The sequence below is a fragment of the Limosilactobacillus agrestis genome (assembly GCF_014145585.1).
GTDB lineage: Bacteria > Bacillota > Bacilli > Lactobacillales > Lactobacillaceae > Limosilactobacillus > Limosilactobacillus agrestis.
The window spans coordinates 1-13,895 of sequence record NZ_JACIVF010000066.1 but is presented as its reverse complement, the minus strand read 5'-3'; the positions used below and the strand labels follow the sequence as shown (position 1 = coordinate 13,895).

10 protein-coding genes are annotated in these 13,895 nt (G+C 40.3%); all 10 read left to right on the top strand.

Features of this window, described 5'->3' with window-relative positions; genetic code table 11:
• The first annotated feature begins 43 nt into the window (after window positions 1-43).
• The gene (locus H5R88_RS07625; protein ID WP_182600732.1) at window positions 44-325 is read left to right on the top strand and encodes a hypothetical protein; all 282 of its coding nucleotides are present in this window, start codon (window positions 44-46) and stop codon (window positions 323-325) included.
• Window positions 325-6,228 carry a lytic transglycosylase gene (locus tag H5R88_RS07620; protein ID WP_182600692.1) on the top strand — a complete coding sequence of 1,968 codons (5,904 nt, stop codon included), beginning with the start codon at window positions 325-327 and terminating at the stop codon, window positions 6,226-6,228. Before H5R88_RS07625 ends, H5R88_RS07620 begins: the two co-directional genes overlap by 1 nt.
• A 15-nt stretch (window positions 6,229-6,243) precedes the next feature.
• Entirely contained in the window at window positions 6,244-6,600 is a 357-nt protein-coding gene (locus H5R88_RS07615) for a DUF6711 family protein (RefSeq protein ID WP_182600691.1), read from the top strand.
• 13 nt (window positions 6,601-6,613) lie between these two features.
• Window positions 6,614-11,347 carry a hypothetical protein gene (locus tag H5R88_RS07610; RefSeq protein WP_182600690.1) on the top strand — a complete coding sequence of 1,578 codons (4,734 nt, stop codon included), beginning with the start codon at window positions 6,614-6,616 and terminating at the stop codon, window positions 11,345-11,347.
• Entirely contained in the window at window positions 11,337-11,516 is a 180-nt protein-coding gene (locus tag H5R88_RS07605; RefSeq protein WP_182600689.1) for a hypothetical protein, read from the top strand. The genes H5R88_RS07610 and H5R88_RS07605 overlap by 11 nt, the downstream gene beginning before the upstream one ends.
• Window positions 11,517-11,518: 2 nt before the next feature.
• Entirely contained in the window at window positions 11,519-11,779 is a 261-nt protein-coding gene (locus H5R88_RS07600) for a hypothetical protein (RefSeq protein ID WP_182600688.1), read from the top strand.
• A 114-nt stretch (window positions 11,780-11,893) separates the two neighbouring features.
• Complete coding sequence (locus H5R88_RS07595; RefSeq protein ID WP_182600687.1) at window positions 11,894-12,277, top strand: hypothetical protein; 384 nt, start codon at window positions 11,894-11,896, stop codon at window positions 12,275-12,277.
• Window positions 12,274-12,588 carry a GAS domain-containing protein gene (locus tag H5R88_RS07590; protein ID WP_182600686.1) on the top strand — a complete coding sequence of 105 codons (315 nt, stop codon included), beginning with the start codon at window positions 12,274-12,276 and terminating at the stop codon, window positions 12,586-12,588. Before H5R88_RS07595 ends, H5R88_RS07590 begins: the two co-directional genes overlap by 4 nt.
• Window positions 12,585-13,016, top strand: coding sequence for a phage holin, LLH family (locus H5R88_RS07585; RefSeq protein ID WP_231824887.1), 432 nt, complete (start codon window positions 12,585-12,587; stop codon window positions 13,014-13,016). Before H5R88_RS07590 ends, H5R88_RS07585 begins: the two co-directional genes overlap by 4 nt.
• A gap of 1 nt (window position 13,017) precedes the next feature.
• On the top strand, window positions 13,018-13,895 hold an 878-nt coding region (locus H5R88_RS07580), incomplete at its 3' end, for a GH25 family lysozyme (RefSeq protein ID WP_182600685.1).

Sequence of the window (13,895 nt, the reverse complement as noted above, 5' to 3'; positions counted from 1 at the left end):
GATTGATGCTGAACACTTCTGGGACTTTGACCTTGCGGAACTTATGACCCAAATATCAGCTAACAACAAGCGCAAGTTAGAGGATATGCGGACTAAAGCTTACATGGATCACCGAATGAGTGAGCTAATAGCATTTGCGGTTAATGATCCTGCTAAGATGCCAAAGGTTGAAGAAGCTTATCCTTTTGTTAAAGAAACAGAAGTGCAGGCGCAACAATCACTGACAGAAGAAGAACCGGATTGGAAACGTGACCAGGCGCTGTTTATGCAACAAGCTCAACGCATTAAACAATTCAATAAAGATAAGAATGGAGGTGAGAACTAATGGACTTGGAAGAACTTGAGTTAAGGTTTAGAGCTAATTATGGAGATGTACTCCAAAAAATGGATGAGTTGACTAGTCTTATCGGCCAAAAAACCAACGATATGCAAGCTAAAATTCAAAGTAACTTGGATCGTATTCAGCAGAATATGAACGATAACGTTTCTAAAGCAAATGAGAAAGCCAAAGAAGAAGTTCGTCAACGTGAAGAAGCTGAAAACTCTAAGCAAAAATCTATTGAGCGTACGGCTAGTGTGCAGAATGATGCAACTAATAGGATTATCGAAGGAAACAAGGCTCAAGCCGAAAGTTCCAAAGAAGCCGTTAATGAATCAGAAAAAAGCCTGGATAGTTTAACTGCTCGCTTACAAGAAGCATCTAACATGCAACAACGAATTGCTCAGCAAACTAAGGTAGCTCGTGAAACTGTAGGTGATATCCCTGTTAAACAAGCTCAACAAGAAGTACGTCCTAAAGAAAAGCCTAGGCCAAGAATAGAAAACTCAAGCTTCAATGACTACCAAGAAAAAAGAATTCAGAGCTATATGCCTAAAAGGCCTGTTGATTTAGGGATTGATGATGAAATTCAAGCGGAAGTTTCCCGAGCTAAGAAGGAAATTGATGGCCTTGTATCCCACATCAACGAAAAAATGCAACAGGCGCAATCAATGCAACGTAGAATAGCAACATTGATGGCTAGCAGAGATAACCTTGATATGAGCAAACAAGGCAGTCAGGTTAGAGCAATGCGACTTGATGATCAGATTGCTAATGCACAAGTCAAGATGGAGCGTTATCAGAACCAAGCCAAAGCCCTTGCACAAGAAATGTCGCAAGAGCTTAATACTATTCCAAATTCACTCAAACGTATTGAACGTGAGATGGATCAAACGGAAGCAAAGATTGAACGGATTAGGCGTACTATTGCGGAAACCAAAGCACAAGATGCTGTTCTTGGTAGATCATCTGGTAATAACAAGGAACTTAAAGAAGCCGAAGCAGAGTACAAACGTCTTGTAAATCGAAGTAATGAATTAGCTAAGGCTTATAGTTACGTTAGTTCTCGTGGAGATGAGTTACGAAATGCTTCTTCAAGAGTGAACACTACGCTCGCTCAAGAAGGTAATACTGCTTCAAATACAAGTTCACGGCTTAGTCGATTACGAAATACCATTTCAAACGTCACCTCGTCATTTAGACGCATGGGTGATAGTGGTAGTTCCTCAATGAGAAGAGCTGGTACAAGCGCTTCTTTACTCAGTGAACGATTAAAGGGCGTAAAAATGGCAATGGGCATGTTGGCTAGTCAGTTAATTGTATTCACGCTACTGTATCAAGGAATTATGATGCTTGCTCAGGGAATGGGTTCAGCCTTGATGACTAACCGACAGTTTGCAAGTAGCTTCAATGCAATTAAGGTTAATTTGCTTACTGCTTTCTATCCGATCTATAGTTATGTTTTACCAGCGATTAACGCGCTAATGAATGCCTTACGTAAAGCAACTGGTTGGATTGCTCAATTTACTTCTGCGTTAACTGGGATGAGTCTTTCTGGTGCTCGGAGTGGGGCACAAGGACTTTATAACCAAGTTCGTGCAATGAACGATACTTCAAAAGCAGCAAGTAAAGCCAGTGATGCGGTCAAGAAGCAACAGCAGGAGCAAGCGAAAGCGGTTCAGCGTGCTAATCAACAAATTGCCGAAGCTAACCGTCAAGGTGCAGCGGCAGTAGCGGCTGAAAACGAAAAGATTAAGGCTGCTAACGAACAAGCTAAAAAAGCCTTTGAAGATACCAAAAAGGCTAATGAAGACCTTCAAGCATCACTCATGGGCTTTGATGAGTTAAATGTTTTGGATAATAACAAAAACAATAGCGATAATGGTAGCTTTGAAGCTCAGCCACTAGAGAAATTCACTCCACAGCAAAAGCAGGATACACCAATCTTTGATGATCCTGGTGTTGACGATGGCAGCGCTGGTGAGGATGAAGATCCTGGCTTAGATTGGAATGTTCCTTTAGAAGCTTCTCAAAATGCAATTGATGCAGCTAATAGGGTTAAAAAGGTTTTAGGAGAACTGTTTGACCCCATGAAGAAAGCTTGGGACGAAAAGGGCCAAGCTGTTGTTGATGCTGCTAAGTATTCATGGTCAGAAATTAAGCGATTATTAGGTGATGTCGGTCACTCGTTCATGCATGTGTGGGATAACGGAACAGGACAAAGAACCGTTGAGAATATTCTACAATTGCTGGCTGATATGCTGAATATCATTGGTGATATAGCGAGAGCGTTTGCGGAAGCGTGGGAAGAAGGCGGACGTGGCACAAAGTTTATTCAAGCTATTTTCAACGCTTTGAACAACGTCCTAGAATTGATACACCATATAGCCACTTCATTTAGAGAAGCGTGGAATGATGGTACTGGTGAACGTATAGCAGCACATTTAATTGAGCTGTTTACTGGTCTTGCTAATATCGTTGGTAATCTCGCAAGTCAATTTGACAAAGCATGGCAACATGGCGGTGTTGGAACATCTATCTTTAAGACCTTGTTGGGTATGGTAGATGATATGCTTGGTGCTTTAAGCGACATGGCAAACTATACCGCTAATTGGGCTAAGAAACTTGATTTTACTCCATTGCTTCAATCAATTGATACATTGCTGAAGTCAATTCGACCAGTAACGAAAGACGTTTGGGACGGATTGGAATGGGCTTATAAGAATGTCTTGTTACCATTGGCTAAGTTTACGATTACAAAGTTAATTCCTGATTTCTTTAATTTTTTAGCAGCCGCTTTAAAGCTTGTACACTCTGTTATTCAAGCCGCAAAGCCAGCGTTCCAATGGATTTGGGATGACTTTTTCGAACCGATTGCTAAATGGACAGGTGGTTCAGTTGTTAATGTATTGAAAGCATTAGCAAGTGCCTTAAACGTTATTTCAGACTGGGTTGATAGACACCACAAAGCTGTTGAGAATATGGCTAAGGTTCTAGTGACCATGTTTGCATTTAAGGTATCAACTAAAACTGTTAGTGATGCTACAGGCTTTCTTGGAAAGATTATTGATAAAGCTACTGTTATTTCTGCAAATAAGCACCTTCTTTCGGAATTCTTTGGAAAAATAACAGGGTTATCAGATCTAAAAAAAGCTGTTACAGATTTGAAGACAATTAAGGACGTAACAAAGACGTTAGCAGTTCAGAATTGGAATAATTTTGTTAAGGATGCAAAAGATTTAGCAAAACTCACTTGGACGAGTTTCTTAAAAGCTGGAGAAACGATAAAAACCTTAGCCAAACTTTCATGGTCTGGTTTTCTATCTTTTGTTAGTGGTACCAAGAAACTTGCTGTTATGAGCTGGACAGGACTTGTTACGGGCGTCAAAGCACTGAAAAACTGGTCTATCTGGGGAAAGGCCGCTGCTGTTGCACAAGGCGCTCTTAACCTTGTAATGGAAGCCAATCCTATTATCTTAGTTGTAACTGCTATTGCTGCTTTAGTTGCTGGATTTGTAGCTCTATATAAGCACAATAAAAAGTTCCGTGACTTTTGTAATGATGTTTGGAAATCAATTACAAAATGGTTTGGTGAATCTTTAGATTGGATCAAAAAGAATTGGATAAAAGTTGTCGAATTCATGATTAATCCAATTGCAGCAGTTGCCACGTGGTTTCTAAAAGATACTAAAACCGGTCAAAGCATTCTTAAATGGGCCAAGAAACTTCCTGATAAGGCGGCCGATTGGGCCAAATCAGTTGGAAAAGATATTGGTAATTACATTAGCAAAGGCAAGAAAGATATTGAAAAAGCTGGTAAGAACATTGGAAAATGGACTACTGGCTTCATCAGTGACACTCAAAAGACATTAAAGAAGTGGGCCTCAAGTATCGGAACTAACTTCAATAAAGATGTTGAAAAGAGTAAGAAGTTTGCTGTTGCTGGTAGTAACAAGCTTAAATCTTGGACTACTGGATTTGTTGATGATGCCAAGAAAGACATCAAAAAATGGGCTCAAAAAATTGGTTCTAATATTAATACTGATGTAGAAAAAGGTAAGAAGTTTGCTAAAAATGCCGGAACAAAGCTAAAGGAATGGACTACTGATTTCAGAGAATCTGCTAGCCAACGAGTACGCTCATGGGCTGAGAACTTAGGTGACCATATCAATAATGGTTCTGAATCTTCACGCTCAGGTTCTACTAATGCTGGTAACAAGTTATCTGAATGGACTAGAAGTTTCTTTAACGATGCTAATAATAGTATTCATAATTGGGCCGGTAATTTAGGGGGTCATGTAAGCAACGGTATTAGCGGTGCTTACAATGCAGCTAAGAATGCTGGTGAACGATTAGGCAGTTGGGTTTCTAATTTTAGAGATGGTACTTCGAGAACACTTAGCTCATGGGCTGGTGGACTTGGTAGCACTATTGGTGGCGGTATTACTAGTGGACTTCATAATATTAGTAGTGCTGTTGGTAAAGTTGTTGATGCTATTGTTAGACCTGTTCAAAAAGCAACCGATAAAATTCGCGAAGGAATTAACTGGGTATTAGGGAAGCTTGGTGGCGGTTCTGTTGGTTGGGGTTATTTTAACTGGAACGCCTACAAAACAGGGACGCAAAATCACCCAGGTGGATTAGCATTAGTTAATGACCAAGATGGTGACATTTACCGAGAAAGTTATGAGCTCCCTAATGGTGAGCAAGGACTATTCCCTGCTAAACGTAATTTCCTAACTTATCTGCCAGCTGGTACTAAGGTCAAGACTGCTACAAATACTGCTAATGAATTAGCAAGCATGATTCCTAAGTATGCTGGTGGAATCGGTAGCTTCAATTTTGACTTTAGCGGAATTAGTCGCGCACTTAGTAGCTTAAACTTAGGCGGCTTATTCGGTGGGATTAGTGATGTATTTGATAGCGCTATGGATGAGTTGGAAAACGTTACCGATGACATTGCTCATCCTGAAAAACTTGTTAACTATATTGTCGATAAATTCGTTACCTATGATTGGGGAGCGGGTGAAACGCCACTTAAACTTGCTAAAGGTGCCGTTAACACCGAAAAGAAAGGTATGATCAATTGGGCTCGCAAGGTGATCGACCAATTCGGTGGTGCAACTCATCAAACCGGACCAGGTGCGGAGGGTTGGCGTAGTGCTGTTAAGAAAGCATTGCGTAAGAACGGCTTGCCTGCGTCACCGGCTTATGTAAACGCATGGGTTCGTCAGATTCAAACAGAGTCAGGCGGTAACGAACGTGCTATTGGTGGTAACGATGGCCTGGCTGATGGAAATGCAACTGGCCTTTTACAAACAAAGCCAGGAACATTTAATGCTTATGCTTTCCCTGGTCATCACAACATCATGAAGGGTTACGATAATATGCTTGCTGCTATTAATTACGCTAAGCATCGTTATGGGTCTTCAATGTTGGCAGTTATTGGTCACGGACACGGTTATGAAGACGGGGGCTTAATTTCTAAGCACGGCTTCTATGAAATTGGTGAAGGTGATAAACCCGAAATGATTATTCCATTAATGAACCGTGAACTAGGTATGCAACGGATTAACGAAGCAATTGCATTTATGAATCAGAACTTTGGCGGAGGATTACAACTCCCAACAGCTCTTTCAAATAAGTCAATTACTCCAAATTCTATGTATGCTGAATCTTCATCAAACAATGATGTAACAATGCAAAATAGTGGCTTTAAGGAAATGAGCACTAACTTAGTTAATGCAATCGTTCAAGCATTGCAAATGCAGAACGTGAATAGTAACAATGGACAGCCGATTGACCTTCACCTATCTGTAAAGATTGGTGATGAGTCATTCGGTGAGCACGCAATTAAGGGCATTAATACTATCAATCGACGCAATGGTAGGAATATGTTAAATATCTAAGGAGGAGATGAATGTTTGTATTCTCTAAAAATTTCTGGGACAGTGGTTAATCCCGCCCCACAAACAATGCAAGTTGCTATTCAAGATATTGATGCAAAGGCGACACGTGATGCGCAAGGCCTTTTACATCGTGATCGAGTTGCAACTAAAAGAAAAATAACATTAGCTTTTGGCGCCTTAACAGTAGCCGAATGTTCAAAGATTTTGGATTCTGTTAAGGCTGAATTCTTTAGTGTTGAATATTTAGATCCAGTAGACGGGCAAGTTCGATCAGGGACATTTTACGTTGGTGACCGAACAGCGCCCGTGTACTCTTTTGTGGACGGCTTCCCGGTTTGGAAAGGCTTGTCGTTTGATTTAATCGAGCAGTAAAGGGGGTGTCAGTGTGTTAACACAATCTAAAGAAGTGCAAGCTGCTTGGCGTGCCACACAACGAACATTAGATATTAAAGTAGTTGTTAACGGGAAAACGTACAAGGCAACTGATATTAATAGTTTGAAGTATGATTCAGGTGCCTATACGGGGGACACCTTCAGTATCGGCTCAACGTACTCCAATAGCGTCGAGATTGAATTTTCACATCTTATCGAAGGTCTAAAACTTGGAATGGAAGTTATCCCTAGCTTAGGGGTTAAAACGTCTAGTGGCTTTGTATATGAGCCGTTGGGCGTTTTTATAATTTCAAGTGAAATAAAAATGGACCGCAACAACAATCTAACTACGATTAATGCAAGTGATCGTTTCTGCGGTCTTGAAGGTGCTTATCAATCTAGATTGAATTATCCGGCAAAAGTGGTAGACGTGATTGCGGAAATATGTGGGCAAGCGGGTGTTAAAGCTAACACAGACGATTTAGCCCGATTACCGCACCAAGAAGACTTACCGGCTCCGATTACTGGGCAGACTTATCGGAAAGCACTTGGCTGGATTGCTCAATTGTACGCTGGTTATGCTACTTTCGATCGGCAAGGCTTATTCACTATCCGCACAATTGCCGAGCCTAACTACGAGTTAGATCCTGGGCAATATGAACAAGGCGGCTTAACTAAAAACGAAGCGCCTTATAAGATCAACGGTATTCAATGCCAAGTCACTGTTTCAACAAAAACAAGGGACGGCGAAGATACCGAAGAAACCAAGACGCTTCAAATTGGGGATGTGACTGGTTCACAGATAAAGCTAGAGAATAACATTATGACTGGTGCTAGGCTCAATGCTATCTGGGAAGAAATCAAGGATATAACGTTTTATCCTTATAGCTTGAACTGGTTCGGTAATCCGGCAATTGAAGCTGGGGACTGGCTAAGGCTAACGGATAAGCAAGGTAACTCATTTGTAGTGCCAAATAATGGTTATACGCTTGATTTTAACGGTGGTCTTTCAGCAACGTCGAAAGCTGATCAATCATCAAGCACCGGACAGGCTATCGCTTGGCAAGGAACGGTCGCCCAAACAATCAGTGAATTAAAAGCACGTAAAGCACCTGACGGCACTGTTATTTTTCCTCCTAGCGTTACCGAGCCACCTAGGAATGCTAAGTTCAACGATGTTTGGTTTAAGAAAAATGGTAACGCAACGGAATTGTGGGTCTTTGAGAAGCAAGATGATGGATCCGGCAAGTGGGTTCGTAAAGACTTGGCGGATGGAGAAGTGCTAAACCAAGTCAAGGAAGCTCAACAAGGCCTCAATCAAGCTAAGGCTGATATTATCACTAACAAGCAAAAAGCTGATGAAAGTTTACAGAAGCTAAACGATTCAGTAGCTAACTTACAAGGTCAATATGATAACAATGTTGTTCCTAACTTGAATAAGGTAATGGCCGATGCGTCTGATGCACTGCAAAAATACATCACTGCTCAAAATTCAATTGTTGATTTAACCAAGCAGGCCCAAGCACAAGGTAAGAACATTGCTGAGGTAACTAAAACAGTCGATGGCTTAAACATCAATTATGCTAATTTAGCAGGAGATGTTAATTCCACCAAAGTTGATGTAAAAGGTCTGCAAACTACGCTTGGTACTGCTAACGGTGATATTGCTCAATTAAAACTTGATGCACAGAATCTACAAACGATGTTGGCTGGTAAAGTTGATAGTACTACCTACACGAATTTTGTGAATCTGACTAATCAGGCTCTAAATGCTCGATTAACGGCTAGTGATTTAAACGGTTACGCTAAGACGGCAGATGTTCAGGCTACGGCTAATGGATTGCGGATTGATTTAAACAGTGTCACTGACCGAATGAATAATTTGCAAATTGGTGGTCGGAATCTAATTCCTAATAGTGGCACTGATATTGTTGTTGAGTCTAAAACAACGGATGCGTGGCCAGCATGGAAATATCAAGTTGTCTATTGGAATTTAACTCCCGGTGAGACTTATACTTTTTCTTCTTCTGCTGTTAGCACCAATGGAGTAGGTGAAGCATCAGTACGAATATTTAATGAAGCTGTGAATAAAGAAGTTGGAAATGCAAATTTTGTCTTTCCAGCAGATGACAAACGACACTCAAAAACATTTACGATTCCTGATGATGGAACTAGCTATAGCGTATATCTTTACGCAGGAACAATGGGGAAAATTGAAGGAAAAGATTTTACTACAACTTACCATCACCCAATGCTTCAAATTGGAAATGCTGGAACAGAGTGGAGTCCTAACCCACAAGATTTTCAAAATGACATCACTCAGCTATCAGCCCGAATTACTACTAACTCACAGCAATTTAGTAGCTACTACACTAAATCTGAGACTGATAACCGAACTAATTCGGCTAAGAGTGATGCAGTTAATGCAATAAAATCTGATAGCAACTGGCAAGGGCTAAGTAATATTCTTACTAACTCTGGTTTTCTACAGACTGCTGACGGCTTTCTTCAAAAAGTGCAACAAACCACTATTCCCATGTTTAGTGGTGGGGGTGTTAATTTAGTAAAAGATACAAGCGAATCAGAAATATCAGGTAAGGCTTATGATATAAAAGATTACTATTTCTCCGAACCGCTTGAACCGAATACTAAATATACAATTTCCATTGATGCAAAAGTTGATCAAGAAGCATTAAACCATCAACAATTTATTTTTGTTGATCCCTATACTGCTAATTGGTCTTGGAGCGCTCAAATGAGTTGTGTATCGGCCGGCCTTGAATATCAACATTATAGATATACATTTATTACACCGGACGCTTCTCAAAAAGTTACTAACATTTCAGTATATTTATCTCATGCTGATAGTAAAACGAATGAAAATGCTGATGATAGTAGTTCTGGCACTGGTTACTTTAAAAAGCTCAAAGTAGAGCGAGGAGAGATTGACACTCCGTATTCGCACGCTCCATCGGATAATGCATCTCAGATTGCTTTTTCAGAATTATCACAATCATTAGATGGATTGCGCTCAACAGTTGGTAGTAATTATGGAAACCTACAATCACAAATTAATCAAACGGCTACAACGCTCAGAGGAGAAGTAACTGATAAAGTTAATGGATTGCAGGGTCAAATCACGACCCAAGCCAATAATATTAATTTAATGCTTGGGACAGCAGGTGACTTATCTAATATTTGTCGCAATCCAACATTTGATAACCATGATGGCTGGACGGATAGTATTCACGTCGAAAGCAACTGGCCGGAAATACCAACAAAAAATTGTGGTGTGCTATTTACTCGTGATGGTTACTACGGCAAAGAATTTACGGTTATTCCTGGGGGCAGGTATTACACAAGCGTATTTGCTAATAATCAAAATGATATTGATTTCGTTCTTGGTCTCCACTTCAAGATGAAAGATGGCAGTGATCAATGGTTAGGCGGTTCACGGATTGGTGCATGGGAATGTCGCCAAGCCTTAGGGTCAATCACGGTTCCTGATAATGCTGTTACTGCACAAATTTGGGTTTCAATTCAAAAGTTTGATAACTTTGGTTTTACTCGTTTTACCAACGTGATTGTAAAGAAGAATGATACTCTCGCTCAAATCAACATGTCCGCCGGTACAACGTTAATCCAAAATGACAAAATCTATATGGATGCTAGTTCAACTATCTTCTCTGGTAAAGCATTTATCCCCGATGCGGCCATAACCAATATTTCGGCTGACAAGATTACTGCTGGGACACTAGATGCTGGTCGGATCAATGTTGTTAATCTGAATGCGAATAATATTACTAGCGGAACAATTAACGGACAAAATTTGCGAATAAGTTTGGACACAGGTGAAATTTTGTTTAACAGAGGTAAGATTGCTTCAACATCCGGTGCTTTGAATATAGATATTGATAATGCAAGAATGAGTGTTACTGATTCCTTTAATAGTGGTTTTTATTTTTCAAACGGACGACTAGATCTTACTAGTGGATGGAGTCCGGCCGATAACGACTTCAAATATGGTAGCGTTCAATTAGGCGATGGAAATAACATTAATTTTTTGGGAATGGCAGTTGTTGGTAATCAAGGATTGTACTTAAGAACAAAAGATTATGATGGTGGACTTTATGGCTTGGATCCTGCAAATAACGGTTCAGAGATTGCTCTGCAAAACGGTGGTCGGGGAGCTATAATTCAAAGCGCAGGGGCAGTAACAATTTTAGGGGGATCTACTCACAAAGTACTATGGGATGAACAGCCATTTATTTCGATTGGGAAAGATCAGGATGGGAATAGAGGAAATCGAATCTATATGGATGCTGACTATATCCATATATCTTCCGCATGGCGTCACACTACTGGTGATGCTCCTAATTTGTTTATTGCTAATGATGGAGCATTAGTACGTTCTACCTCTGCATCAAAATACAAGACTGAAATTCAGCGTGATTATTCAACAGATTATGGTGATCGTTTATTAGAGTTACCAACGGCCACCTGGATTGACAAGGGACAAAAGGAACGTTATCAAAAAGGCGAACGGCACATCAAACCAAATAAATATTTTGGAATGATTGCCGAAGATTTAGCTGATGCAGGCTTAGATCTCTTCGTAAGCCGTAACCCACAAACACACGAAATCGAAGGTATTCAATATGAACGAATAGCTCCAGCATTGATACCTGTAATTAGAAAATTAAAAAAGAAAGTTCAACAATTGGAGGAACAATTAAATGCAAAATAATATTGATATGAATTTAGTAGCTCAAAGTCTTAATCAAAAATTGGCGGTTGCTAATTATACAGCAGCTTCTTGGGAAGCCAAGGCTAACCAACTAGATCAAGAAAATAAACAATTAAAAGGTCAACTAGAACAATTGAAACAACAAAATGATAAAAAAGGAGATAAGTAATTATGCTTGAATCAACAAAATCAATCACTTTAACAGGCAAGTCTACAGTTAATGGTCAAGTAATCGCTAACTTTACTGCAAATATATTTGATGATGATGCCGGTAATGATACTTTTAATACCTTCATCACTAATAAAGAATTGTACGATGCTAACAAGAAAGTGGTGCGAAAAGACACCCAAGATTTCCAAAACTTGGTATATAATGCACAGGATGAAATCGCGGATTCTGCTGATAAGACAGCGGATAAAACAAACGAATAGTTAAAGGTACTTGTCGCCGTTGAAATACACAATACATAAATAGCCCTGCTCGATTGAGTGGGGCTTTTATTATGGGCGGCTATTGAATATCTAATATATAAAGGAGATGAGAAAGTGAAGCGAAATATCTTCATAACCCTAATTGGTATTGAAACGTTATGTGTGGGGCTTGCCTTGGTGTTTCAACGTAACTTGCTTCAAGATGACCCAAACAATCGCTTAGTTCACGCTTTCCATCACATGGGGGACATCAACTGGTCCTTCATTCTTATTGCGATGGGATTGCTAGCGACTGTAATTGGTATGACGAACTTTAATCGGTACCATGCCAAATCTATTGCTATGATCATGCTTAGCTCTTTATGGTGTGCCTATTTTGTGACATTTCTGCTACAAGACATCTACTTTCCCGGAATCATTGGAATTAAAACGATCATGACGGGCTTTGTATTTATCCAAATACTTGTGGAGGCAAGATACGGAGGCGATGGCAAGTGAAGGAGGTAATCGTCGCAATCATTAGCTCTCTACTAGGTGGCGGCCTCGGAGCCTTTTTTAATTACAAAGGGAAGTCATTAGATGTTTTAGCTAATCGTGAGGACATCTATGCAGACCATACCGAAGAACTTTTTCAGCGAATGGACAAACTCACAAAGGAACGGGACGATCTGAAAGGACAAAATATCGAACTAGTTAGTCAAGTCCGGCAGTTGGAAGTACAAACGAAGTTGCTAAAAAAGCAAGTAAAGAACTTGACTGAGCAAGTTGAAAAGCTAACCGAAGTTATCAAAAGGAGAGGCGAAAAATGAAAACACTAAACGACATTATTAATTGGATTATTAATTCAGGCTTTCTAGCATTGCTAATCTACATCGCTGTTGCATTCGGTAAACCATTTGTAGATAGCAAGATCAAACACGCTAAAACGGCCCAACAAAAGGAATTGTGGACGTTACTTCAACAAGTATCAATGACAGTAGTTAATTCGCTTGTTGGTAAAGATATGACTGGTCAAGCTAAGTTTGCTGAAGCTGTTACCCAAGTACAAGCCTATCTTGAAAATAAGGGTCTTAATGTGGATATGAAGCAAGTTCAATCAGCAGTTCAATCCGCTTATGAGCTATCCACATTAACGCCAATCGTTGATCCGACATCACAACAAGCGCAATCAACTAAAACTGCTACTATTGCAGCCGGACAAGCACCAGCAATCGATCCAATGAAAGGGGAAGAATAATATGCGTAATCAATTCATCGATGTTTCAAGTTACCAACCAGATACTGTTGCCTTTTTCCAAGCTGCAAAAGCTCAGGGCGCATTAGGGGTCGTTGTTAAATTAACGGAAGGGTCCGAAGATGGTTCGGCTTACGTTAATCCGCGTGCGGCTGCCCAAATTCGTAATGCTCTAGCAGTTGGCTTGCGTGTATCCTGTTACCACTTTGCTCGGTATACTTCAATTGCTGATGCACAAAATGAAGCTCGATTCTTCGTTAAGATCGCTAAGCAATTTGGTATGTATGACGATACTTTGATGATTGATGATGCGGAAGTTCATTCGGCCACAGATTATCAATCAGCATCATTAGCCTTCCTCCAAGAAGTAGAAGCTCTTGGCTATAAGAACACTGGAATTTACTCCATGAAGTCCTTCTTTACCGGTGGCATTCTTAATTCGCACGGCTTTGGTTCACGTAAGATTTGGGTTGCTGGTTATGGTGTAACCTCATTAGGTATTGACAACGCAAATGCTTGGCAAACAACCGATCATGGTATTATGGGTATTGATACAAGCCTTGACTTTGATGGTGCCTTTACCACTGGTGCAACTGCTGGTACAGTACCTCAAATTAACGTTTCAGCGCCACAGCCAGTTCAACATGTTGGCCACCCAGCTACTGGAACCTATATTGTTCAGCCAGGCGATACATTGAGTGGAATTGCTGAAAAGTATGGGACCACTTGCCAGAACTTAGCAGCAATTAATAGCATTGGTGATCCTAACCACATTAACGTTGGTCAGGTGCTTAAAGTTACTGGTCAACCAACAAGCGAAAATACTTACTTCGTCCAAGCAGGTGATACACTAAGCGGGATTGCCATTAAATTTGGCACCAC